The sequence below is a fragment of the Streptomyces sp. NPDC051738 genome (genome assembly GCF_044453205.1).
Taxonomy (GTDB): domain Bacteria; phylum Actinomycetota; class Actinomycetes; order Streptomycetales; family Streptomycetaceae; genus Streptomyces.
On sequence record NZ_JBITCM010000002.1, the window covers coordinates 432,233 to 455,065 of the forward strand.

Annotated in this window: 20 protein-coding genes; 12 read left to right on the forward strand and 8 right to left on the reverse strand. The window is 70.8% G+C overall.

Translation table 11 applies throughout. The features are described from left to right. Nucleotides 1-106 precede the first annotated feature (106 nt). Nucleotides 107-916: an endonuclease I family protein gene (locus tag ACIA8X_RS06510; RefSeq protein ID WP_399457884.1), complete on the forward strand. Its 810-nt coding sequence runs from the start codon at nucleotides 107-109 to the stop codon at nucleotides 914-916. A gap of 160 nt (nucleotides 917-1,076) precedes the next feature. After that, nucleotides 1,077-1,313, forward strand: coding sequence for a hypothetical protein (locus ACIA8X_RS06515; RefSeq protein WP_399457885.1), 237 nt, complete (start codon nucleotides 1,077-1,079; stop codon nucleotides 1,311-1,313). 4 nt (nucleotides 1,314-1,317) lie between these two features. On the opposite strand, the gene ACIA8X_RS06520 is transcribed toward ACIA8X_RS06515, so the two are convergent. The 3 genes from ACIA8X_RS06520 to ACIA8X_RS06530 all read right to left on the reverse strand — a co-directional run bounded on the left by ACIA8X_RS06520 (nucleotide 1,318) and on the right by ACIA8X_RS06530 (nucleotide 5,594). Continuing rightward, on the reverse strand, nucleotides 1,318-3,006 hold the full coding sequence (locus tag ACIA8X_RS06520; RefSeq protein WP_399457886.1) for a thiamine pyrophosphate-binding protein: 1,689 nt from the start codon (nucleotides 3,004-3,006) through the stop codon (nucleotides 1,318-1,320). Further along, entirely contained in the window at nucleotides 3,003-3,983 is a 981-nt protein-coding gene (gene speB, locus ACIA8X_RS06525) for an agmatinase (RefSeq protein ID WP_093908281.1), read from the reverse strand. Before speB ends, ACIA8X_RS06520 begins: the two co-directional genes overlap by 4 nt. Nucleotides 3,984-4,046: 63 nt before the next feature. Continuing rightward, nucleotides 4,047-5,594, reverse strand: coding sequence for a sodium:solute symporter (locus ACIA8X_RS06530; RefSeq protein ID WP_399457887.1), 1,548 nt, complete (start codon nucleotides 5,592-5,594; stop codon nucleotides 4,047-4,049). Between the two features lie 198 nt (nucleotides 5,595-5,792). Here ACIA8X_RS06530 and ACIA8X_RS06535 point away from each other — a divergent pair, with 198 nt between their 5' ends. The 4 genes from ACIA8X_RS06535 to ACIA8X_RS06550 all read left to right on the forward strand — a co-directional run bounded on the left by ACIA8X_RS06535 (nucleotide 5,793) and on the right by ACIA8X_RS06550 (nucleotide 10,556). Continuing rightward, entirely contained in the window at nucleotides 5,793-7,493 is a 1,701-nt protein-coding gene (locus ACIA8X_RS06535) for a helix-turn-helix domain-containing protein (RefSeq protein WP_399457888.1), read from the forward strand. 95 nt (nucleotides 7,494-7,588) lie between these two features. Continuing rightward, entirely contained in the window at nucleotides 7,589-8,380 is a 792-nt protein-coding gene (locus tag ACIA8X_RS06540) for a phosphatase (RefSeq protein ID WP_399457889.1), read from the forward strand. A gap of 159 nt (nucleotides 8,381-8,539) precedes the next feature. Next, nucleotides 8,540-9,763 (forward strand): acyltransferase family protein, encoded by a 1,224-nt coding sequence (locus tag ACIA8X_RS06545; RefSeq protein WP_399457890.1) that lies wholly within the window; start codon nucleotides 8,540-8,542, stop codon nucleotides 9,761-9,763. A 175-nt stretch (nucleotides 9,764-9,938) separates the two neighbouring features. Then, nucleotides 9,939-10,556 (forward strand): DedA family protein, encoded by a 618-nt coding sequence (locus ACIA8X_RS06550; protein ID WP_399457978.1) that lies wholly within the window; start codon nucleotides 9,939-9,941, stop codon nucleotides 10,554-10,556. A gap of 31 nt (nucleotides 10,557-10,587) precedes the next feature. Here ACIA8X_RS06550 and tesB read toward each other — a convergent pair whose 3' ends face one another. The 4 genes from tesB to ACIA8X_RS06570 all read right to left on the reverse strand — a co-directional run bounded on the left by tesB (nucleotide 10,588) and on the right by ACIA8X_RS06570 (nucleotide 14,474). Then, nucleotides 10,588-11,454, reverse strand: coding sequence for an acyl-CoA thioesterase II (tesB, locus tag ACIA8X_RS06555; RefSeq protein ID WP_393451977.1), 867 nt, complete (start codon nucleotides 11,452-11,454; stop codon nucleotides 10,588-10,590). A 50-nt stretch (nucleotides 11,455-11,504) separates the two neighbouring features. Beyond that, nucleotides 11,505-12,662, reverse strand: coding sequence for an acyl-CoA dehydrogenase family protein (locus tag ACIA8X_RS06560; RefSeq protein WP_399457891.1), 1,158 nt, complete (start codon nucleotides 12,660-12,662; stop codon nucleotides 11,505-11,507). 106 nt (nucleotides 12,663-12,768) lie between these two features. Further along, the gene (locus ACIA8X_RS06565; RefSeq protein ID WP_399457892.1) at nucleotides 12,769-13,554 is read right to left on the reverse strand and encodes a hypothetical protein; all 786 of its coding nucleotides are present in this window, start codon (nucleotides 13,552-13,554) and stop codon (nucleotides 12,769-12,771) included. Further along, on the reverse strand, nucleotides 13,533-14,474 hold the full coding sequence (locus ACIA8X_RS06570) for a helix-turn-helix domain-containing protein (RefSeq protein WP_399457893.1): 942 nt from the start codon (nucleotides 14,472-14,474) through the stop codon (nucleotides 13,533-13,535). The genes ACIA8X_RS06565 and ACIA8X_RS06570 overlap by 22 nt, the downstream gene beginning before the upstream one ends. A gap of 267 nt (nucleotides 14,475-14,741) precedes the next feature. On the opposite strand from ACIA8X_RS06570, the gene ACIA8X_RS06575 reads away from it, so the two are divergent. After that, nucleotides 14,742-15,836, forward strand: coding sequence for a hypothetical protein (locus ACIA8X_RS06575; protein ID WP_399457894.1), 1,095 nt, complete (start codon nucleotides 14,742-14,744; stop codon nucleotides 15,834-15,836). Continuing rightward, the gene (locus tag ACIA8X_RS06580) at nucleotides 15,799-16,194 is read left to right on the forward strand and encodes a hypothetical protein (protein WP_399457895.1); all 396 of its coding nucleotides are present in this window, start codon (nucleotides 15,799-15,801) and stop codon (nucleotides 16,192-16,194) included. The genes ACIA8X_RS06575 and ACIA8X_RS06580 overlap by 38 nt, the downstream gene beginning before the upstream one ends. Nucleotides 16,195-16,315: 121 nt before the next feature. On the opposite strand, the gene ACIA8X_RS06585 is transcribed toward ACIA8X_RS06580, so the two are convergent. Further along, nucleotides 16,316-16,915: a TetR/AcrR family transcriptional regulator gene (locus ACIA8X_RS06585; RefSeq protein WP_399457896.1), complete on the reverse strand. Its 600-nt coding sequence runs from the start codon at nucleotides 16,913-16,915 to the stop codon at nucleotides 16,316-16,318. 96 nt (nucleotides 16,916-17,011) lie between these two features. Between ACIA8X_RS06585 and ACIA8X_RS06590 the strand changes: the two genes are divergently transcribed. Genes ACIA8X_RS06590 through ACIA8X_RS06605 form a run of 4 tightly spaced genes read left to right on the forward strand, consistent with a single transcriptional unit; the run spans nucleotide 17,012 to nucleotide 22,685 of the window. Then, a complete protein-coding gene (locus ACIA8X_RS06590; protein ID WP_393451995.1) occupies nucleotides 17,012-18,628 on the forward strand; it encodes a carboxyl transferase domain-containing protein in 1,617 nt (538 codons plus the stop codon). A 14-nt stretch (nucleotides 18,629-18,642) separates the two neighbouring features. Beyond that, nucleotides 18,643-20,586: an acetyl-CoA carboxylase biotin carboxylase subunit gene (locus tag ACIA8X_RS06595; protein ID WP_399457897.1), complete on the forward strand. Its 1,944-nt coding sequence runs from the start codon at nucleotides 18,643-18,645 to the stop codon at nucleotides 20,584-20,586. After that, complete coding sequence (locus ACIA8X_RS06600) at nucleotides 20,586-21,518, forward strand: hydroxymethylglutaryl-CoA lyase (RefSeq protein ID WP_399457898.1); 933 nt, start codon at nucleotides 20,586-20,588, stop codon at nucleotides 21,516-21,518. The genes ACIA8X_RS06595 and ACIA8X_RS06600 overlap by 1 nt, the downstream gene beginning before the upstream one ends. A 6-nt stretch (nucleotides 21,519-21,524) precedes the next feature. Continuing rightward, nucleotides 21,525-22,685, forward strand: coding sequence for an acyl-CoA dehydrogenase family protein (locus ACIA8X_RS06605; RefSeq protein WP_399457899.1), 1,161 nt, complete (start codon nucleotides 21,525-21,527; stop codon nucleotides 22,683-22,685). Nucleotides 22,686-22,833 lie beyond the last annotated feature (148 nt).

Sequence of the window (22,833 nt, forward strand, 5' to 3'; positions counted from 1 at the left end):
CAATGGACACACGCAAGCCCTCGACATCACCGCATGTCCATGCCACGCTCCCGTTTGCCGCCTCCATTCAACCCGCGTAGACCCCCCGCGTAGATGGGAACCCCACATGCTGGCGACACGCATACACCGCAGCCGCTGGAAGTCGGTCGCGCTGACGACGGCCGCCGTCCTGGTCGGCCTCACCACCCCGGCGCTCACCGCTTCCCCGGCCGCCGCTACGACGACGGAGTACGACGACACGTACTACGCCGACGCGATCGGCAAGACCGGCACGGCCCTCAAGGACTCGCTCCACACGATCATCAGTGACCAGACCAAGCTCTCGTACTCGGCCGTCTGGAACGCCCTGAAGGTCACCGACGAGGACCCGAACAACAGCAGCAACGTGAAGCTGCTCTACAGCGGCATCTCCCGCAGCAAGTCCCTCAACGGCGGCAGCACCGGCAACTGGAACCGTGAGCACGTGTGGGCCCAGTCCCACGGCGACTTCGGCACCTCCGCCGGCCCGGGCACCGACCTGCACCACCTGCGCCCCGAGGACGTCCAGGTCAACAGCATCCGCGGCAACAAGGACTTCGACAACGGCGGCAGCAGCTTCACCAACTCCGGTGGCAGCCTGACCGACTCGAACTCCTTCGAGCCCCGCGACGCCGTCAAGGGCGACGTGGCCCGCATGATCCTCTACATGGCCGTCCGCTACGAGGGTGACGACAGCTGGCCCGACCTGGAGCCCAACGACGCCGTCACCAACGGCAGCGTCCCGTACCACGGCCGCCTGTCGGTCCTGAAGGCCTGGAGCGACGAGGACCCGCCGGACTCCTTCGAGGAGCGCCGCAACGAGGTCATCTACGACTCCTACCAGGGCAACCGCAACCCGTTCATCGACCACCCGGAGTGGGTCGAGTCGATCTGGTAGGCGACCGGACTCTGTTCCAGTCGCCGTAGCCGCGCCAAGGGCCGCCGGTGCGATGTACGCCCGTCGGCCCCTGGCGTGCTCGGTCATCACGCGCGCACGCGCTCGATCACCACCTGTACAGCCGAATGACCTGCACCGATCCAACGCCGTTGACCCGGCTATGAAGAAGATCAGCGCGCTCGCCGCGCTCACCATGGCAGTTCTCGCCGTCGCCGCCCCGGCCCACGCCGACGACGGCGACCGGGGCCGTATCAACATCGCCGGCCACTCCGCCCCCAACCTCTGCAGGGCCGCACTCGCGCTCGTCCCGTGGGCCGTACCGATGACCGGCCCTTCGGTGGACGACGCCTGCAACAACCGCGACCACGTCTACACCACGCGCGACCAGGGCCTCTGAGGCATCACGTCGCGAGGTGCGTAGGCGCGAACATCCGCAGCACCGCCGGGAGTACCACCACCGAGGGGCCCGGCTCGGACAGCGCCTTCGCCAGGTCCGTCTCCAGCGTCTCCGGGGTCGTACGGACCCCGGGGACGCCGAACGAATCGGCGAGCGCCACATAGTCAGGCCGCGTCAGCTCGGTGGCCGTGGCCTGGCCGAAGGCGTCCGTCATGTACTCGCGCAGGATGCCGTAGCCGCCGTCGTCGACGATGAGCCAGGTGACGTTCAGGTCGTACTGGCGGGCCGTCGCCAGCTCGGCGATCGAGTACAGGGCCCCTCCGTCGCCGGACACCGCCAGCACCGGACGCGTCGGGTCCGCGACCGCCGCGCCCAGCGCCGCCGGGAAGCCGTAGCCGAGGCCGCCGGCGCCCTGGGCGGAGTGCAGGTGGTTGGGGCCCTTGGCGTCGAAGGCCGACCAGGCCCAGTAAGCCAGGATGGTCATGTCCCAGAAGGACGGGGAGTCGGCGGGCAGGGCACGCCGGACCGAGGCCAACACGTCCTGTTCCAGGGTGAGTTCCTGGGCGCCGATCCGCTCCGACACCTTCCCGAGCACCTCACGCACCCGCTCCGGTGCCGCCACGTCCTCCCGCTCCGACACCGTCTCCAGCAGCGCCTGCAACGCGAGCCGCGCATCTGCGTGGATGCCGAGCGCCGGATGGTTGGACTCCAGCTTGCCGAGGTCGGCCTCGATCTGGATGACCCGGCCGCGCGGCTTGAACGTGTGGTAGTTGGAGGACAGTTCGCCCAGGCCCGAGCCGACCACCAGGAGTACGTCCGCGTCCTCCAGGAAGTCCGTGGTGTGCCGGTCCTCGATCCAGGACTGGAGCGACAGCGGGTGCTTCCACGGGAACGCGCCCTTGCCGCCGGGGGTCGTGACGACCGGGGCTTTCAGCGTCTCGGCGAGCTGACGGAGCTTGCCGGACGCGTCGGCCCGTACCACTCCCCCGCCCGCGACGATCGCCGGACGAGCGGCGTGCGACAGCAAGTGGGCCGCCACCGCCGTCAGTTCGGGCCGCGGCGGCAGCTCCTCCGGGAACGCGTCGCCGCCCGTCACCACCGGGACCGACGTCTCGGCGAGCAGCACGTCCTGCGGGATCTCCACCCATACCGGGCCGTGCGGGGCCGTCAGCGCCGACTTCCAGGCCGCCTCGATGGCGGAGGGGATCTGGGACTGGGTGCGGATCGTGTGGACCGACTTGACCACGCCCCTGAACGACGCCGCCTGGTCGGGGAGTTCGTGGAGGTAGCCGTGGCGGCCGCCGCCCAGGCCCGCCGTCGGGATCTGGCTGCTGATCGCCAGGACCGGGGCGGACGCCGCTGCCGCCTCCTGGAGCGCGGACAGCGAGGTCAGCGCGCCCGGGCCCGTCGACAGCAGCAGCGGGGCCGCCTCGCCGGTCATCCGGCCGTACGCGTCCGCCGCGAAGCCGGCGTTGTTCTCCACGCGCAGGCCGATGTAGCGCAGATCGCTGCGGCGCAGCGCGTCGAACATGCCGAGGGCGTGCTGGCCGGGCAGCCCGAAGACCGTCGTCGCGCCGAGCCCGGCCAGCGTCTCCACGACCAGGTCTCCGCCATTGCGGCCGGGAGGAGGGTTGCGAGCAGCAGAGATCTGCGCCTCCGTCGGGCGGAGCACCAGGTCGTGGTCGTGAGTCACTTCGCTTCCGAGTCCTTCCGGGCCGCCGCGATCTGGCGGGACATGATCGTGGTCAGTTCGTACGCCGTGTGGGACGCGGCCACCGACGTGATCTCGGCGTGATCGTACGCGGGCGCCACCTCGACGACGTCGGCCGAGACCAGGTTGCAGGACGCCAGGCCCCGCAGGATCTCCAGCAGCTCGCGCGAGGTCATGCCGCCGGCCTCGGGGGTGCCGGTGCCGGGGGCGTGCGCCGGGTCGAGGCAGTCGATGTCGATGGAGATGTACAGCGGGCGGTCGCCGATGCGCTGGCGCAGCTGGTCGGCGACCTCGTCGGCGCCGCGCCGGTAGATGTCGGCGGACGTGACGATGCCGAAGCCCATCTTCTCGTCGTCCGTGAGGTCCTGCTTGCCGTACAGCGGGCCGCGCGTACCGACGTGGGAGAGCGCCTCCGTGTCGAGGATGCCCTCCTCCACCGCGCGGCGGAAGGGCGTGCCGTGGGTGTACTCCGCTCCGAAGTACGTGTCCCAGGTGTCGAGGTGGGCGTCGAAGTGGAGCAGCGCGACCGGGCCGTGCTTCTTCGCCACCGAGCGCAGCAGCGGGAGCGCGATGGTGTGGTCGCCGCCGAGGGTCATCAGGCGGGCGCCGGTGCCGAGCAGCTCGTCGGCCGCCGCCTCGACCGTCTCCACGGCCTCGTTGATGTTGAAGGGGTTCACGGCGATGTCGCCGCCGTCCGCGACCTGCGCGAGGGCGAAGGGGGAGGCGTCCTGCGCCGGGTTGTACGGGCGCAGCAGCCGGGACGCCTCGCGGATCGCGTTGCCGCCGAAGCGGGCGCCCGGCCGGTACGAGACGCCCGAGTCGAACGGCACGCCGACCACGGCGACGTCGGCGCGGCCGACCTCGTCGAGGCGGGGCAGCCGGGCGAAGGTGGCGGGTCCGGCGTACCGCGGGATGCGGGAGGAGTCGACGGGGCCGCGGGGCGTCTCGTTGCCAGTCATCGTGGAATGCCTTCTTTCCTACGCTTCATCGCGTATGCCGCGTATGTACATCTGTCACCGACTCTACTGGGGAGCCGGCACCGGTTCGGACACGAGTTCGGGGGACCGTCCGGCGAGGCGCTCACGCCAGGCGGCGAGTACGGCCGCGTCGGTGGGCTTCGTCATCAAGGAGATGACGAGGTACGCGGCGAGGGAGAGCAGCAGGCCGTAGTAGACGGGCTCGTTGGCGAGGATGCCGTGGGTCGCCATCAGGACGATCACCGCCACGCCACCGACGACGACCGAGGCGAGCGCGCCCTGCACCGTCCCGCGCCGCCACAGCAGCCCGCCCAGGATCGGCACGAGCAGTCCGCCGACGAGCAGGTTGTAGGCGACGGTCAGCGCCTCGACGACGTTGTTGAGCGCGATGGCCGTGACGATGACGGCGATGCCCATGAGGAGGATGAAGACGCGGTTGCCCTTCACCTCGTCGTGGGAGTCGACCGCATCGGGCAGGTCGGGCGAGCCGTGCGCGTCCTTGGCGACCCCGGTGCCGCGGAACGCGGCGACCCTGGCGGCCTCGGCGGCCTCGGCGCTGCGCACCGCGCCCCGAAGCCGCGACCAGATGTCGTTGTTGGCGACGGTCGCGCAGGCGATGAGCGCGCCGGAGGAGGTGGACATCACGGCGGCAAGGGCCGCGGCGAGCACCAACCCCCGTACGCCGACCGGCAGTTCGTCCCGCACGATCGTCGCGAAGGCGTCGTCCGGGCTGCCGAGCTTGGGGTAGAGCACCTTGGCCGCGGTGCCGATGACGGCGCCGGCGAGGGCGTAGACGAGGCAGTAGGTACCGGCGACGGTGCCGCCCCACTTGGCGGTCTTGTCGCTGCGCGCGGTGAAGACGCGCTGCCAGATGTCCTGCCCGATGAGCATGCCGAACGTGTAGATCAGGACGTAGGTGAAGATCGTCTCGCCGCCGATGCCCAGCGGGTCGAAGTACTCGGTCGGCAGCTGCGCCTTCATCTCGCTGAACCCGCCCGCCTTGACGACGGCGATGGGGAGCAGGAGCAGCAGCACGCCGATGGTCTTCACCACGAACTGCACCATGTCGGTGAGGGTGATCGACCACATGCCGCCGAGCGTCGAGTAGGCGACGACGATGGAGCCGCCGAGGATGATCGCGACGGTGCGGTTCATGTCGAAGAGGACGTCGAAGATCGTGGCGTACGCGATGGTCGACGTGACCGCGAGCATGAGGGTGTACGCCCACATGACGACGCCGGAGATGACGCCGGCCCGGCCGCCGTAGCGCAGGTCGAGCATCTCGGAGACGGTGTAGACCTTGAGACGGGCGATGCGGGCGGAGAAGAAGACGGAGAGGGCGAGGAGCCCGAGGCCGATGGTGAACACCATCCAGGCGCCGGAGAGCCCGTACTGGTAGCCGAGCCCGACGCCGCCGATGGTGGACGCGCCGCCGAGGACGATCGCCGCCATGGTGCCGGAGTACATGGTCGGACCGAGCCGGCGCCCGGCGACCAGGAACTCGCTCTTGGACTTGGCGCGGCGCATGCCCCACCAGCCCATGGCCAGCATGCCGGCCAGATAGACGACGATGACGGTGTAATCGACGGCCATGGTGGGGCCTCCTTCGCGCACATTCCGGTGGCGTGTCGTGCAAATGGGGGGTGGGGACGGGGACGGTTCGGCAGCGGTTCGCGGGGACATCCGCCCGTACCCGCGGCTGCCGGTCTGGAACGACAGTAGGTGGCCGGAAAGCAACTGCGAAGTGTACGTTTCATCCATCCGAGGTTGCCCGAGTGTAGGAAACGTCCCATGCCGGAACCCGCCGTTCCCCCGACCCCACCGGTCCCCCTCTCGGCCCTCCTGGCCCGCGAGGACCTGGCCCTGCGCCAGATCGCCGGTCCGGTGGACCCGGAGGCGGTGATCCACTGGGCGCACACCTCGGAGATGGCCGACCCGTATCCGTATCTGCTGGGCGGCGAGCTGCTGCTGACGGCCGGGGTGCACATCCCGGAGGCCGCGGGCTCGGGGACGTACTTCGACGACTACGTGGCGAGGATCGTCGCGGCGGGCGGGGCGGCGCTCGGTTTCGGTGTCGCGCCGGTGCACGACACGGTGCCGCGCGCCCTGGTTGCGGCGTGCGAGCTGTACGAGCTTCCGCTCCTGGAGGTCCCGCCCCAGACCACCTTCTCCGGCGTGGCCCGCGCGGTCTGGCAACTGATGGCCCAGGCCCGCCTCGCCGAACTACGCCGCGTGACGGAGGCACAGCAGAGCCTGGCAGCAGCCGCCTCCCGCCCGGATCCGGTACGGGCCGTGCTGCGACAGCTGGCGCAGCGGGTCGGGGGGTGGGCGGTGCTGTACGGGCCGGAGGGGGCGAAGGTCGCGTCGGCGGGGCGGGTGCCGGAGGGGCGGGCGCCGGAAGTCACCGGGCCCACGCCTGCGGGGCCGACGCCTGAAGGCGTGGGTGGCGTACCGCTGAGGACAGGAGCCGGTTCAGCGGGGGCGAGCGCCGCGCCAGGGCGGACGCCAGAAGCCACCGGAGCCGCACCGCTGAGGGCGGCAGCCGCCTCGGCAGGGGCGAGCGCCGCCACGGGGCCGACGCCAGAAGCGACCGGAGCTGCGGCGGGACGGACGCTCCAGGAGACGGTGAGCGCGTCGCTGGCCGAGCTCGCCGAGGTCGTTCGGCCCTCGGGGCCGGGGACGCCGACCTCCGCCACCGACACCGCCTCCGGCATCCACCTCGCCGCCTACGCCCTCGGCGCCGGTCAGGGCTTCGTTCTCGGGGTCGCCGCGCCGAAGCGCGACCCCGGCGACCACACCATCGCCTCCGTCGCCGCCGTGCTTCTGTCCCTCCTCACCGGCGAGCACCAGAGCGGCTCGGGCGCGGCCCGCTCCTCGGCGCTGGTACGGCTGCTGCTGGGTGCCGAGCCGCAGGCGGTGGCCCCGCTTCTGGGCGAGGGCAGCTGGCTCGTGGTCCACGCCCGCCCCGACAGCCGGCCCGGCGACCCGGTGGCGGCCTCCGCGCTGGGCGCGGCCCTCGGCTCCCCGCTGGTCGACCTGGCGCGGGACGTCGTACGCGTCCTCGTCCCGGCGGACCGCGAACCGTCCCCGCAGCCCGGCTGGACCCTGGGCGTGAGCGCCCCCGCGACGGCGCCGGACTGGCCGGCCGCCGACACCCAGGCGTCCCGGGCCCTGTCCCGGGCGAGGGCCACCCGCACGCCCCTTTTCCAGTACGGCACCCGCCGCCCCGCCCTCACCGACCTGCTCTCCCCCGACGAGGCCCAGGCCCACGCCCGCACGCTCCTCGCGCCCCTCACCTCCCCGCTCACCGAGACCCTGCGCACCTGGCTCTCCCTGCACGGCAGTTGGGACCGCACGGCGGTGGCCCTGTCCGTCCACCGCAACACCGTCCGCCAGCGGATCGCCCGGTGCGGGGCGCTTCTCGGTACAGACCTGGACGACCCGGACGTACGGATGGAACTGTGGTTCGCCCTGCGGCACATCGAGCGGTGACGCGTTCCCGTCGAGCGATGATCCACACAGTGACGCGCGTCGCACGCGCCCCGGACTCAGCCGTTCCCGCAGTTGTCTGCCTCACAATGGGAACCATGCCGATACCCGGGACACCCAGCCGCGCCGAGCTTGTCGACCACCTCGTCAGAACCCGTATCGCGGGCGACGTCGCCACTCCCCGCGAGAACAACCTCTCCCACTACCGCAAGCTGGCGAACGGCGACCGCCACTACTGGCTCGGCCTGGAGCTCGGCGACCGCTGGACCGACGAGCAGGACGTGCTCGCGGTGATGGCGGAGCGCGTCGGCGTGAACGACGACCCGGAGTACCGCCACGGGCAGGACACCATCGACCCCGAGCTGACGGTGGCCGCACTGGAGCGGATGGCGGCCCGGCTGCGCAAGGCGGCGGACGGCGGGCAGCGGGTGCTGTTCGCGACCGGCCACCCGGGCGGACTGCTGGACGTCCACCGCGCGACGGCGGACGCGCTGCGCACGGCCGGTTGCGAGATCGTCGTCATCCCGGACGGCCTGCAGACCGACGAGGGCTACGTCATGCAGTTCGCGGACGTCGCGGTCCTGGAGCACGGCGCCACCCTCTGGCACACCCACTCCGGCGAGCCGATGAAGGCCATCCTCACGGGACTCGAGCGCGAGGGCCGTCCGCTGCCGGACCTGGTCGTCGCCGACCACGGGTGGGCGGGGTACGCCGGCCGGCACGGGGTGGACTCCGTCGGGTACGCGGACTGCAACGACCCGGCGCTGTTCCTCGCGGAGTCGGAGGGGACGGTGCAGGTGGTGGTGCCGCTGGACGACCATGTGATCAGCCCGCGCTACTACGACCCGATGACGGCGTTTCTGCTGGCCGAGGCGGGTCTGGCCGAGTAGCGAGCGGGGGGTTGTACTCAACCGCGTTGAAATCTCGGCGAACGCGGCACGACCACTTCATGGAGATCGCGCACCTGCACACATCCCCCTGAGACACGACCTTGTCTGTTCAACCAGCAACGGACGTGACGGAGTGTCTTCAGGGAACGGATGGTGCTCATGCGCAGTTCTGACGGTGGATACACGGCAACCCCACTACGGGTGTTCGGCTCGGCGCGGCTGCCCGCGCAGCCGCTTCCCCCGCTCGCGGAGACGGTGCCCGTACGGCCGTCCGACGCACCCCGGACGCGCAAGCACGTCACCGTCCCCGCCCGCGAGGGGCGCCGACTGTACGTGATCGACGGTATCCGCCTGCTCGCCGCCCTGATGGTGGCCGTGCACCACTACGCGGGCACCGACCGGCTCGATCAGCCGGGCAACGCGGTCTGGGACCGTCCGGTCTCCGAGATCATGCCCACGGTGTTCCGCTTCTCCACCTACGGCTGGATCGGCGTCGAGATCTTCTTCGTCATCAGCGGCTTCGTGATCTGCATGTCGTGCTGGGGCCGCACCCCGCGCCAGTTCTTCGTCTCGCGGGTCATCCGGCTCTATCCGGCGTACTGGTTCGCCATCGCGTTCACCACGGCCGTCGTCGTGGCCCTGCCGGGGGTGTGGGAGCGCCTGAAGCTGCGGGAGATACTCCTCAACCTCACGATGCTCCAGTCCGGATCGGCCTCGCCGCACGTCGACGGCGTCTACTGGACCCTCTGGACGGAGCTGCGGTTCTACCTCCTCTTCCTCGCGGTCGTCGCGATGGGGCTCACCTACCGAAGAGTCGTGGTGTTCTGCTGCGTGTGGGGCGCCGCCGCGATGCTCGCGCCGATCTCCGAGCTGCGCCTGCTGGTCCTGCTCGTGAACCCGGTCGCCGCCTGGTACTTCATCGCCGGTCTGGTGCTCTACCTCATGTACCGGTTCGGTCAGGACCTGCTGCTGTGGGGCATGCTGACCATGGCCTGGCTGATGGGGCAGATGGAGCTGGGACGCCGTATCGACGCGGTCGAGCACGTCTCCGGCTGGCGGGGCAGCGCGCTGATCTTCACCGCGTTCCTGCTGTTCATGGTCGCCGTGTCGCTGGGCTACACGGACCGGATCCGCTGGAAATGGCTGGTCACGGCGGGAGCCCTGACCTACCCGCTCTACCTGACGCACTACCTCGCCGGTACGGCGCTGATCAACCGCCTGCGGGACACCATGGACCCCCGGCTGCTGGTCGTCGTCGTGATCGCCGCCTTCCTGGTGCTGAGCCGGCTGATCCACCGCTACGTCGAGCGTCCGGCGGCACGGCTGATGAAGCGGGGCCTGGACACGTCCTTCGCACGGCTGCGGAACGCGAGCCGCGGCTGACCGCACGGGCAAGCCCTCTGCTCCTGACGTGTGCACCGTCACAGCCGGTCGTGGCCGGTCGTGGGGCCTTCCTCATACGGCCTTTAGGTCAAGACTTAGTAAAGTGGCACCCATGATCATTGCTGCCGCGGCCGACGCACCGGTCGGCGGAGTCGCCGGCTGGGCCGCCGACCTCATGGAGAAGCTGGGCGGCCCGGGCGCCGGGCTGGCCATCGCCCTGGAGAACCTGTTCCCGCCGCTGCCGAGCGAGGTGATCCTGCCGCTGGCGGGCTTCACGGCGAGCCAGGGCCGTATGGACGTCGTCGCCGCCATCGCCTGGACGACGGCGGGTTCGGTGGTGGGCGCACTCGCGCTGTACCTGCTCGGCGCGCTCCTCGGCCGTGACCGGATGATCGCGGCGGCGGCGAGGCTGCCGCTGGTGAAGGTCGCGGACGTGGAACGCACCGAGGCGTGGTTCCTCCGGCACGGCACCAAGGCGGTGTTCTTCGGCCGCTTCATACCGATCTTCCGCAGCCTGATCTCGATACCGGCCGGGGTCGAACGCATGCGGCTCCCGGTCTTCCTCACCCTCACCGCGGCGGGCAGCCTGATCTGGAACACCGCCTTCATCGCCGCCGGATACGCCCTGGGCGCCCGTTGGCACGAGGTCAGCGACCTGGTCGGGGTCTACTCCAAGGTCATTCTGGTGGGCGTGGTCGTGGTGGCCCTGGCATTCGTGGGCGTATGGCTGCTGCGGTCGGGTCGGGGCACGCGGAGGCGCTCACGCGGTGAGGTGAGAGGTGAGGCGAGATGAGCGGGGGTGGCTCAGGTGGTGACGTGAGCCGTCACCGCGGCACCCGCACCACACCCTCCTGGATCACCGACACCGCGAGCTGCCCGTCCTGCGTGTAGATCCGCGCCTGCCCGAGCCCTCGTCCGCCGTGCGCCGACGGCGACTCCTGGTCGTACAGCAGCCACTCGTCCGCGCGGAACGGACGGTGGAACCACATCGCGTGGTCCAGCGAGGCCCCGACCACGTCACCGACGGCCCAGCCGCCCCGCCCGTGGGCGAGCAGGACCGAGTCCAGCAGGGTCATGTCCGAGACGTACGTAGCGAGTACGACGTGCAGGAGCGGGTCGTCGGCCAGCTTGCCGTTGGTGCGGAACCAGACCTGGGAGTGCGGTTCGCGGGGCTCGCCGAACTTGCCGTACGGCGGCTCGTCCACGTAGCGCAGGTCGACCGCCTCACGTGCCTCCAGGAACTTCTCCACCACCGCCGGGTCGAGGTGGCCGTAGTCGCGCAGCCGTTCCTCGGAGGTGGGGAGCGTCTCCGGGTCGGGCGAGGAGGGCATGGGGGCCTGGTGGTCCATTCCCTCCTCGAACAGCTGGAAGGAGGCGGACAGGGCGAAGATCGGCTTGCCGTGCTGGACGGCGACCACCCGGCGGGTGGTGAAGGAGCGGCCGTCGCGCATGCGGTCGACGTTGTAGACGATGGGCGCGCCCGGGTCACCGGCGCGCAGGAAATACGCGTGGAGCGAGTGGGCGTGGCGGTCCGCGGGGACCGTGCGCCCGGCGGCGACGAGCGCCTGGGCCGCGACCTGACCGCCGAAGACGCGCGGGACGACGGCGGAGCGGGACTGGCCGCGGAAGATGTTCTCCTCGATCTGCTCAAGGTCGAGCAGATCGAGGAGACCCTGTAGTGCCTGGTTCATGGCACCTTTTCTACTGACTGGTAATTTCGGGAACCTTGCCGGCCCGTTTCCTACAGACCCATGTCCTTGGCGATGATCGACTTCATGATCTCGCTGGTGCCGCCGTAGATGCGGTTGACGCGGTTGTCCGCGTACAGGCGGGCGATCGGGTACTCGTTCATGAAGCCGTAGCCGCCGTGCAGTTGCAGGCAGCGGTCGATCACGCGGTGCGCGACCTCGGTGCAGAAGAGCTTCGCGGAGGCGGCCTCGGCCGGCGTCAGCTCGCCCGCGTCCAGGGCCTCCAGCGTGCGGTCGGCGACGGCCTCGGCGGCGTCGACCTCGGACTGGCAGGCGGCCAGCTCGAACTTGGTGTTCTGGAAGGAGGCGACGGGCTTGCCGAAGACGGTGCGCTCCTGGACGTACTGCTTGGCGAACCGGACGGCGGCCTTGGCCTGGGCGTAGGCGCCGTAGGCGATGCCCCAGCGCTCGGAGGCCAGGTTGTGGCCGAGGTAGTAGAAGCCCTTGTTCTCCTCGCCGAGGAGGTCCTCGACCGGGACCTTGACATCGACGAAGGCCAGCTCGGCGGTGTCGGAGGTGCGCAGGCCGAGCTTGTCGAGCTTGCGGCCGATGGAGTAGCCCTCGGACTTGGTGTCCACGGCGAACAGCGAGATGCCGTGGCGGCGGTCCTCGGCGCTGGGCGCGTCGGTGCGGGCGCAGACGATCACACGGTCGGCGTGCACGCCGCCGGTGATGAAGGTCTTGGAGCCGTTGAGGACGTAGTGCGTGCCGTCCTCGGAGAGCTTGGCGGTGGTCTTCATGCCCGCGAGGTCGGAGCCGGTGCCCGGCTCGGTCATGGCGAGCGCCCACATCTCCTCACCGGAGACGAACTTCGGCAGGAACCGCTTCTTCTGCTCATCGCTGGCGAGCATCTTGATGTACGGCAGGCCGAGCAGCACGTGCACACCGGAGCCGCCGAACTGCACGCCCGCGCGCGCGGTCTCCTCGTACATCACGGCCTCGAACTTGTACGACTCGATGCCGGCGCCGCCGTACTCCTCGTCGACGCGGATGCCGAAGACGCCGAGCTCGGCGAGCTTGTAGTAGAAGTCGCGGGGCGCCTGGCCGGCCGCGAACCAGTCGTCGTAGACCGGGACGACCTCGGCCTCGATGAAGGCGCGGATGGTCTCCCGGAACGCCTCGTGATCCTCGTTGAACACCGTACGGCGCACGCCGTCCACCTCCACCGGTACATGTCTAAGCGCTTGCTCACTTAAAGTACCGGCGAGTACGAAGGCCCGTCCAGAGGGTCCACCCCGTAACGCTCGTCACGCTGGTTCAGCGGTAGCGGACGAGAACCGGCCGCTCCGTGATCCGTACGGCGTCCTCGGCGCCGATCTCGCGGGTGGTGCCGTCGAGGTGGTGGACGCGATACGCCCCCTCGCCCGCCCGGACGTCCGCCGTGCCGGAGAGGGTCCAGCAGATGCGGGCGGGGTGCTTGGTGCCGTGTTCGTCGGGGATGAGAAACACACACTGCCAGACGTTCTCGGGCAGCGGGGTCTCGGGCGTCTCGGACGGGGGCACCTCGCTCCCGTGACCGCAGGAACGGACCTCGGCGTCGGCGAGCCACTGCTGGAGCCGGTCGACATAGAGACCGGCCTTGGTGGGCGCCTGGCCCTCGGCCTGGATGACGAGGGGGATCTTGCCGCTGCCCCAGGAGTAGAAGTACATCCGCTGCACGAGCCGGGAGTAGAGGCCGGTCAGATAGAAGCGGACCGCGTGGTTCGCCGCCGTGTCCGCGTCCAGCGGATCGTTCAGCTGCAGGGTCTGGGTGGTCCCCGTGTTCCACAGCGGCAGGTGGTACCCGGCGAGCTGGAAGGTCTGCTCGACCCTGCGGATGATCTCCAGCATGGTCTCCGGAGGATCGGTGATGCTGCGCTGGTAGAGGTTGACGGCCGCCGCGTCGCAGTGCTGGTAGACGCCCGTCTCGGCGAACCGGAGCAAGTATGCGTGCGACTCCTTCTTCCACAGGTCGGTGATCGACGGACAGACCACGGTCGCGTCCTTGTCGTACTCCCGGATGGTGCGGCTCGCGCGGCGCGTCATCTCAGCGAGCGTCTCCACGGTGCCGTTGTAGTGGTGCCCGTGATTGGCCGTGATCCAGGGTTCGTACGCGTCGATGCGGTCACCCGCATGCCGCACCAGCGCGCGCACGAAGGCGTCCCAGTCGGCCAGGTCGTCCGGCGGTGCGGCGCGGGGTCCTCCCGGTAGGCGGCCTTGCGGCCGTTCGGGGCGGCCCAAGGGGGCGCAGCGCCGAAGACGAAGACGGTGGGCAGGTCCTGACGTTCGGCGCCATCGAGCAGGCGGTCGAGGGTGGACCAGTCGAACTCTCCTCGTTCGGGCTCCAGTTGGGACCAACGGGTCTCGCTGTCCCACAACCGCACGGTGCCCACCCGGAAGGACGGCATGACCCCGCTGAAACTGTTCATCGTCACACCGAACAGCTCGGGGGCGACCGGTGACGGCCCCTGGGCCCAGCCGTCCGCCCCGACCGGCACCGGCTGACCGGCCTCCGGGCCGCGCCCGGCCGGAGCACTCCCGCGCCCGTCCGGAGCACTCGCGACAGCGGCGCTCAGCACCACCAGAGCCAGCACACCGGCGAGCACGAGCCGTGTCGTCCGGGAACGCCGGCCCGTCCGCCGCCCAGGGCCGGGCGGGACCGGCGCGACGGATACGGCGGGCGGAGCCGGTGCTGCGGGCACGGCCGCACGGGAACCGGCCGCCGCGGGATCCGACTCCTCTCGCGTCGCCGCCTCCCAGTACCGCAGCAGGTCGTTCAGCTCGGCCGGCTCCGCCCCGCACTCCCTGGCGACCCGGACGACGATGTCGTAGTCCCCCGGCACACCCTTGCCGGTGCAGTACCGGTGAAGCGTGGAGCTGCTGATGAAGACCCGCTGCCCCAGTTCCTGATAACTGAGCCCGCCGCGCTCCTTCAGCGCACGCAGCGCCGCGGCCAGCTCCCGCTCCCCGTTCCGCCTGTCCACGCCCCTCACCCCCGTGACGGCCCGCCCAACGCCTCCCTCAGCATCCCAGGCCCGTCCCAACCCGTCTGCATCATTCCTGGTCGATGGTGTGGCGCACGTCCCGCGCCGGGACGGGACGTGGATCCGCTGGCCGGGCGGTGGAGCGGCTCGGCACAGTCGTCACCGCCGGACCGACGGGGGAACGCCGGTCCCACGACCGACCGAAACGGGGAACACATGCCTGCCTCCTTACCAGGGCCGCCCCAGGGCAGACAGCGCGGCGCTGTCATGGCGGCGACCGCCGCCCTCCTGGCCGGATGTCTGGCGGCGTGCGCCGGCCCGGCAGGGGAGTCCACAGCAGCGGCCGTGGAGAACTCCGGTGTAACCGCCGCACAACAGAGCCGGATCGAGCGGGCCGAGGCACTGCTGATCCAGAAATGCATGACCAAGCACGGCTTCCGGTACTGGCCGGCTCCGCTCACCGGCGCCGAGGAGAGTCGCAGCTCGCGTTTCGTCCTCGATGACATCGCCTGGGCCCGCGCACACGGCTATGGCGGCAGGACCGAGCACAGGCTTCCCGCCCAGCGACGGCAGAACCCCAACCGCACTTACGTGGAGTCCCTTGCCGTCGCGAAGCGCGCGGCCTACTCGGCCGCACTGAACGGCGATCCGTCACGCGGCGGTGTCCTGACCGCGGACCTGCCCGGCGGTGGGACCCTCACCACGCCTCGCGGCGGCTGCCGTGCCACGGCACAGCAGGAGCTCTACGGGGACCGGGAGACATGGTTCCGCGTCAGCGGTGTGGCCATGAACCTCACACCGCTGTGGGTGCCGTCTCTCGTCAAGGACGCACGGTTCACGAAGGCGCTCGAAGCATGGTCGGTCTGCATGCGCCGCAAGGGCTACTCCTACGCCGATCCGCGGGAGATCCGTACGAATCTGTCCGGCCTGACCAAAGGGCTGAGCCAGGCGCAGACCCACGCCACCGAGGTGGAACTCGCCGTCGCCGAGGCCACATGCGCCCGCGGCTCGGCGCTCGCCGACACCGCGCGAGCGCTCAAGCGCACCTACCTCGGCCGGGTGAGCGCACGGTACGGCAAGGAGCTCGCTCTCTACCGCCAACTCCAGCGGGCCGCCCTGAAGCGCGCCGAGGAGATAACCGGCCGCCGGCGCTGCCCCCACCCCTCAGATACCTCCGCGACACACAGCCGCGGACAAGCACGCCTCGACCGAGGCGGACGAAGGAGAAAACATGCGCAAGACAGCCACCACCGCCGCCCTCTGCCTGGCCGGGCTCGGCCTCACGATGCCCGCCACGGCCGCCCAGGCGGCTCCCGCGGGAGAAGTGGGCATCCTGGCCGACTGCTCCCCCAACGGCACTGACGGCAAGGTGTATGCCTGGCGGGACTCGGCCTGCTCGGGCAACCTCCTCGGCTCGGCCGTGGGCAACGACGCGAACTGGGGCAACAGCTCGGGGTCGTTCCAGGGCAGCGACGACAACAACGCCACTTCTGTGGCGAACAACGGCTACGTCGGCGGCAACGACGTAGTCGCGTTCTACCGGCTGACCGGAGGCAGCGACGCCTGGGCCGGTGGCTTCCTCTGCGTGGGCCCGGGAGTGGCCCTGTCGGACCTGCGCGGGTACACCTTCACCACCGGGCAGAACGCGAACGACAGGATCTCCTCCCACGAGTGGGTGACCTCCGGAGCCTGCGGGCGCACCGCCTTCATCGACGACTGACGCCGCCTCCCCGGCACCGACGATCCCGTCGGCGCCACCGACCTGATCACCACAGTCCGGGGCACCGCCTGACAGTCGCCCCGAGAGCCCGTGCCGACCTCCCGTCGGCGCGGGCTCACCGCTATGCGCCCTCCTCGGCCGCCCCGAACGCCCCCCGAGCCATCCGATGCAGCAACTCCGCCGTCACCCCCCGCCCCGGCAGCGCCCCCGGCCGCCCCAGATGCGGTGTCGAGTTCAGCAGCCCGAAGACCGAGTGCACCGCCGAGCGGGCCGTCGGCTCCGTGAGGTCGGGGTACACCGTGCGCACCACCTCCACCCACAGCTCGACGTACTGCCGCTGCAGCTGACGGACGAGCTTGCGGTCGCTGTCGCGGAGGCGGTCCAGCTCGCGGTCGTGCAGGGTGATGAGGGGGCGGTCGTCGAGGGCGAAGTCGATGTGGCCCTCGATGAGGGAGTCGAGGACCGCCTCGGCCGGCACCCCGTCGGCCTCCGCCAGGCGCCGCTTGGCGCCCGTCAGCAGCTGGCCGCTGATGCCGACCAGCAGCTCGGCGAGCATCGCGTCCTTGCCGGCGAAGTGCCGGTAGAGACCGGGACCGCTGATGCCGACGGCGGCGCCTATCTCATCGACACCGACCCCGTGGAATCCACGCTCGGCGAAGAGCCGCGCGGCCTCCTTGAGGATCTGTTCGCGGCGGGTCGGGGCGTCGGTTCTGGTGGCCATGGAAGCAATTCTAGACAGGGAGGTTAGCGGTCGTTAACCTGAAGGAAATGCGTTAACGCTCATTAACTGGTGGACCACTGGTGAGGGGACCGCAGGATGCACGAGGCACCGGAGCTTCACAGCGCGGCAGATCCCGCGTCGGAGGCCTGGCGAGCCAACGAGGAGGCCCATCGGGCGCTCGGCGAGGAGCTGCGCTCCAAGCTGGCGGCGGTGCGGCTCGGCGGCGGCGAGAAGGCGCGCGCCCGGCACACCGCGCGCGGCAAGCTGCTGCCCAGGGACCGGGTCGACACCCTCCTCGACCCCGGCTCCCCCTTCCTGGAGCTCGCTCCCCTCGCGGCCGACGGCATGTACGAGGGCCAGGCCCCGGCCGCCGGCGTCATCGCCGGGATCGGGCGGGTCAGCGGGCGCGAGTGCGTGATCGTCGCGAACGACGCCACGGTCAAGGGCGGGACGTACTACCCGATGACCGTGAAGAAGCACCTGCGCGCGCAGGAGGTGGCCCTGGAGAACCGGCTGCCGTGTCTGTATCTCGTCGACTCGGGCGGGGCCTTCCTGCCCATGCAGGACGAGGTGTTCCCGGACCGGGAGCACTTCGGGCGGATCTTCTACAACCAGGCCCGGATGTCGGGCGCCGGGATACCGCAGATCGCGGCCGTCCTCGGGTCGTGCACGGCCGGCGGCGCCTACGTCCCCGCCATGAGCGACGAGGCCGTGATCGTCCGGAACCAGGGGACGATCTTCCTGGGCGGACCGCCCCTGGTGAAGGCCGCCACCGGCGAGGTCGTCACCGCCGAGGAGCTGGGCGGCGGCGAGGTGCACTCCAGGGTCTCCGGCGTCACCGACCATCTCGCCGAGGACGACGCCCACGCCCTGCGGATCGTGCGGAACATCGTCGCCACGCTCCCCGCGCGCGGGACCCTGCCCTGGTCCGTGGAGCCCTCGGTCGACCCGAAGGTGGACCCGTACGGGATCTACGGCGCCGTACCGGTCGACTCCCGCACCCCTTATGACGTACGCGAGATCATCGCGCGCGTGGTCGACGGCTCCCGTTTCGCCGAGTTCAAGGCGGAGTTCGGGCAGACCCTGGTCACCGGCTTCGCCCGGATCCACGGCCACCCGGTGGGGATCGTCGCCAACAACGGCATCCTGTTCTCCGAGTCCGCCCAGAAGGGCGCCCACTTCATCGAGCTGTGCGACCAGCGCGGCATCCCGCTGGTCTTCCTGCAGAACATCTCCGGGTTCATGGTCGGCAAGGACTACGAGGCGGGTGGCATCGCCAAGCACGGCGCCAAGATGGTGACGGCGGTGGCGTGCACGCGCGTGCCGAAGCTGACGGTCGTCGTCGGCGGGTCGTACGGCGCGGGCAACTACTCGATGTGCGGCCGGGCCTACTCCCCCCGCTTCCTGTGGATGTGGCCGGGCGCCAAGATCTCCGTCATGGGCGGCGAGCAGGCCGCCTCGGTCCTCGCGACGGTCAAGCGGGACCAGTTGGAAGGGCGCGGGGAGAGCTGGCCCGCAGCGGAGGAAGAGGCCTTCAAGGACCCGATCCGTGCGCAGTACGAGCGCCAGGGGAATGCCTACTACGCGACGGCCCGCCTGTGGGACGACGGGGTCATCGATCCCCTGGAGACCCGTCAGGTGCTGGGGCTGGCTCTGACCGCCTGTGCGAACGCCCCTCTGGGAGACCCCCAGTTCGGCGTCTTCCGGATGTGAGGGACACAACAACGATGTTCGACACGGTACTTGTGGCCAACCGGGGCGAGATCGCCGTCCGCGTCATCCGGACCCTGCGTGCGATGGGCGTGCGCTCGGTGGCCGTCTTCTCGGACGCGGACGCACAGGCGCGGCACGTCCGGGAGGCCGACACGGCGGTACGGATCGGTCCCGCGCCGGCCGCCGAGAGCTATCTGTCCGTGGAGCGGCTGCTGGAGGCCGCCGCCCGCTCCGGCGCCCAGGCGGTGCACCCCGGCTACGGCTTCCTCGCGGAGAACGCCGCCTTCGCGCGCGCGTGCGCCGACGCCGGGCTGGTCTTCATCGGGCCGTCCGCCGAGGCCATCGCGCTGATGGGCGACAAGATCCGGGCCAAGGAGACGGTGCAGGCGGCCGGGGTGCCGGTCGTGCCGGGCTCAAGCGGCAGCGGCCTCGCCGACGGCCAACTCGCCGACGCCGCCCGCGAGATCGGCATGCCCGTGCTGCTCAAGCCCTCCGCCGGCGGTGGCGGCAAGGGCATGCGGCTGGTGCGGGACGCGGAGAAGCTGGACGACGAGATCGCCGCCGCCCGCCGTGAGGCCCGCGCCTCCTTCGGCGACGACACCCTCCTCGTCGAGCGGTGGATCGACCGCCCCCGGCACATCGAGATCCAGGTCCTGGCCGACGGCCACGGCAACGTGGTGCACCTGGGCGAGCGCGAGTGCTCCCTCCAGCGCCGCCACCAGAAGATCATCGAGGAGGCGCCGAGTGTGCTGCTCGACGAGGAGACCCGGGCGGCGATGGGCGAGGCGGCCGTGCAGGCGGCCCGCTCCTGCGGGTACCGGGGCGCGGGCACGGTGGAGTTCATCGTGCCGGGCGGTGACCCCTCGTCGTACTACTTCATGGAGATGAACACCCGCCTCCAGGTGGAGCACCCGGTCACCGAACTCATCACCGGGCTCGACCTGGTGGAGTGGCAGCTGCGGGTGGCTGCGGGCGAGCGGCTGGCCTTCGCGCAGGAGGACGTACGGCTCACGGGCCATGCGATCGAGGCCCGCATCTGCGCGGAGGACCCCGCGCGCGGGTTCCTGCCGTCCGGCGGCACGGTCCTCAAGCTCCACGAGCCGCAGGGCGACGGCATCCGCACCGACTCCGGGCTCAGCGAGGGCACGGAGGTCGGGAGCCTGTACGACCCGATGCTGTCCAAGGTGATCGCGTACGGGCCGGACCGGGAGACGGCCATCCGCAAGCTCCGCGCCGCCCTCGCCGGGACGGTCACGCTGGGCGTGCAGACGAACGCCGGGTTCCTGCGGCGGCTGCTCGCGCATCCGGCGGTCGTCGCGGGCGAGTTGGACACGGGGCTGGTGGAGCGGGAGGTGGACTCCCTCGTGTCGGCCGAGGTGCCCGAGGAGGTGTACGCGGCCGCCGCGGCCGTACGTCTGGAGGTGCTGAAGCCACGCGGTGCGGGCTGGACGGATCCGTACTCCGTGCCGAACGGCTGGCGTCTCGGCGGCACCCCCAGAGCCGTGGCGTTCCCCCTCCGGGTGCCGGGACTCGAACCCGTCGCTCATGAGGTCAACGGCACGCACACGGTCACCGACGACACCGTCGCCGTCACCCTCGACGGCGTCCGGCACACCTTCCACCGCGCCGCCCTGCCGGACGGCACCTGGCTGGGCCGCGACGGCGACGCCTGGCAGGTGCGCGACCACGACCCGGTGGCCGCCTCGCTCACCGGGGCCGCCCATGCGGGCGCCGACTCGCTCACCGCGCCCATGCCGGGGACGGTGACGGTGGTGAAGGTCGCCGTCGGGGACGAGGTGACCGCGGGCCAGAGCCTGCTGGTCGTCGAGGCGATGAAGATGGAGCACGTCATCTCCGCCCCGCACGCCGGCACGGTCGCCGAACTGGACGTCACACCGGGCACGACGGTCGCCATGGACCAGGTCCTCGCCGTCATCGCCCCGGCGGAGGAGGACTGATGACGCTGCCCATGACGGTGCCGGCACCGGGGCTGCCGGCCCGCGTCCGCATCCACGAGGTCGGCGCGCGCGACGGCCTGCAGAACGAGAAGGCGACCGTGCCGACCGAGGTCAAGGCGGAGTTCGTGCGCCGCCTCGCCGACGCGGGGCTGACGACGATCGAGGCCACCAGCTTCGTACACCCCAAGTGGGTACCCCAGTTGGCCGACGCGGAAGAGCTGTTCCCGCTCGTCAGCGACCTCCCGGTGGCGCTCCCGGTCCTCGTGCCGAACGAACGCGGACTGGACCGCGCCCTCGCCCTCGGCGCCCGGCGCGTCGCCGTGTTCGCCAGCGCCACCGAGTCCTTCGCCAAGGCCAACCTCAACCGCACGGTCGACGAGGCGCTGGCCATGTTCGAGCCGGTCGTGGCCCGGGCGAAGGCCTCCGGCGTCCATGTCCGCGGCTATCTGTCGATGTGCTTCGGAGACCCGTGGGAGGGCCCGGTCCCGGTCCCGCAGGTGGTGAAGGTCTGCAAAGCGCTGCTGGACATGGGCTGCGACGAGCTGAGCCTGGGCGACACGATCGGGGTGGCGACGCCGGGGCACGTACGGGCGCTGCTCACCGAACTCACCGCACAGGGCACCCCCGTGGAAGCCCTGGGCGTCCACTTCCACGACACCTACGGCCAGGCACTGGCCAACACCTACGCCGCCCTCGAACACGGCGTCACCACGATCGACGCCTCCGCAGGCGGCCTGGGCGGCTGTCCGTACGCCAAGTCCGCCACCGGCAACCTCGCCACCGAAGACCTCGTGTGGATGCTGCGGGGCCTTGGCATCGACACCGGAGTAGACCTCGACCGCCTCGTCGCCACGAGCGCGTGGATGGCCGAACAACTGGGCCGACCCAGCCCGTCCCGCACCGTACGAGCCCTGTCCCACAAGGAGCAGTGACCCGCGATGGACCACCGACTCTCCCCCGAACTCGAAGAACTCCGCCGTACGGTGGAGCAGTTCGCGCACGATGTCGTAGCGCCCAAGATCGGCGAGTACTACGAGCACCACGAGTTCCCCTACGAGATCGTCCGCGAGATGGGCCGCATGGGCCTGTTCGGGCTGCCGTTCCCGGAGGAGTACGGCGGCATGGGCGGCGACTATCTGGCGCTGGGCGTGGCCCTGGAGGAGCTGGCCCGGGTGGACTCCTCGGTCGCCATCACCCTCGAAGCGGGCGTCTCACTCGGCGCGATGCCGATCCATCTGTTCGGCACCGACGCCCAGAAGCGGGAGTGGCTGCCGCGGCTGTGCTCCGGCGAGATCCTGGGCGCCTTCGGCCTCACCGAGCCGGACGGCGGCAGCGACGCGGGTGCGACCCGTACGACGGCCCGCCTCGACGAGTCGACGAACGAGTGGGTGATCAACGGCACCAAGTGCTTCATCACCAACTCCGGCACGGACATCACGGGCCTGGTCACGGTCACCGCGGTCACCGGCCGCAAGCCCGACGGCAAGCCGCTCATCTCGTCGATCATCGTCCCGTCGGGCACCCCGGGCTTCACTGTCGCGGCCCCCTACTCCAAGGTCGGCTGGAACGCCTCCGACACCCGCGAGCTGTCCTTCGCGGACGTCCGGGTCCCGGCGGCCAACCTCCTGGGCGAAAAGGGTCGTGGCTACGCCCAGTTCCTGCGCATCCTGGACGAGGGCCGGATCGCCATCGCGGCGCTCGGGACGGGCCTGGCACAGGGCTGCGTCGACGAGTCGGTGAAGTACGCCAAGGAACGCCACGCCTTCGGCCGCCCCATCGGCGCCAACCAGGCCATCCAGTTCAAGATCGCCGACATGGAGATGAAGGCCCACACGGCCCGCCTCGCCTGGCGCGACGCCGCGTCCCGGCTGGTGTCCGGGGAGCCCTTCAAGAAGGAGGCGGCGCTGGCGAAGCTGTACTCGTCGACGGTCGCGGTGGACAACGCCCGCGACGCGACCCAGATCCACGGCGGCTACGGCTTCATGAACGAGTACCCGGTCGCCCGCATGTGGCGGGACTCCAAGATCCTGGAGATCGGCGAGGGCACGAGCGAGGTGCAGCGGATGCTGATCGCGCGGGAGTTGGGGCTGGTGGGCTGAGCTCGGCGCCGACAGCCAGTCGAGGTCCGGCGAGGTCCAACGCCCCTTGATTTCAAGGAAGTTGGGCCTCGCGGGCTGAGTACACGCTCCTACAGCCCGCTCACAGCTTCGATCACAAGGGCCCCCACCCCTGGACATCAGCTCAGGT

Excerpts from the sequence above, each read along its gene's own strand:
- ACIA8X_RS06510 (WP_399457884.1), top strand. The coding sequence starts at position 107 with ATGCTGGCGACACGCATACACCGCAGCCGCTGGAAGTCGGTCGCGCTG.
- ACIA8X_RS06515 (WP_399457885.1), top strand. The coding sequence starts at position 1,077 with ATGAAGAAGATCAGCGCGCTCGCCGCGCTCACCATGGCAGTTCTCGCC.
- speB (WP_093908281.1), bottom strand. The coding sequence starts at position 3,983 with ATGACTGGCAACGAGACGCCCCGCGGCCCCGTCGACTCCTCCCGCATC.
- ACIA8X_RS06530 (WP_399457887.1), bottom strand. The coding sequence starts at position 5,594 with ATGGCCGTCGATTACACCGTCATCGTCGTCTATCTGGCCGGCATGCTG.
- ACIA8X_RS06535 (WP_399457888.1), top strand. The coding sequence starts at position 5,793 with ATGCCGGAACCCGCCGTTCCCCCGACCCCACCGGTCCCCCTCTCGGCC.
- ACIA8X_RS06540 (WP_399457889.1), top strand. The coding sequence starts at position 7,589 with ATGCCGATACCCGGGACACCCAGCCGCGCCGAGCTTGTCGACCACCTC.
- ACIA8X_RS06545 (WP_399457890.1), top strand. The coding sequence starts at position 8,540 with ATGCGCAGTTCTGACGGTGGATACACGGCAACCCCACTACGGGTGTTC.
- ACIA8X_RS06550 (WP_399457978.1), top strand. The coding sequence starts at position 9,939 with ATGGAGAAGCTGGGCGGCCCGGGCGCCGGGCTGGCCATCGCCCTGGAG.
- tesB (WP_393451977.1), bottom strand. The coding sequence starts at position 11,454 with ATGAACCAGGCACTACAGGGTCTCCTCGATCTGCTCGACCTTGAGCAG.
- ACIA8X_RS06575 (WP_399457894.1), top strand. The coding sequence starts at position 14,742 with ATGGCGGCGACCGCCGCCCTCCTGGCCGGATGTCTGGCGGCGTGCGCC.
- ACIA8X_RS06585 (WP_399457896.1), bottom strand. The coding sequence starts at position 16,915 with ATGGCCACCAGAACCGACGCCCCGACCCGCCGCGAACAGATCCTCAAG.
- ACIA8X_RS06590 (WP_393451995.1), top strand. The coding sequence starts at position 17,012 with ATGCACGAGGCACCGGAGCTTCACAGCGCGGCAGATCCCGCGTCGGAG.
- ACIA8X_RS06595 (WP_399457897.1), top strand. The coding sequence starts at position 18,643 with ATGTTCGACACGGTACTTGTGGCCAACCGGGGCGAGATCGCCGTCCGC.
- ACIA8X_RS06600 (WP_399457898.1), top strand. The coding sequence starts at position 20,586 with ATGACGCTGCCCATGACGGTGCCGGCACCGGGGCTGCCGGCCCGCGTC.
- ACIA8X_RS06605 (WP_399457899.1), top strand. The coding sequence starts at position 21,525 with ATGGACCACCGACTCTCCCCCGAACTCGAAGAACTCCGCCGTACGGTG.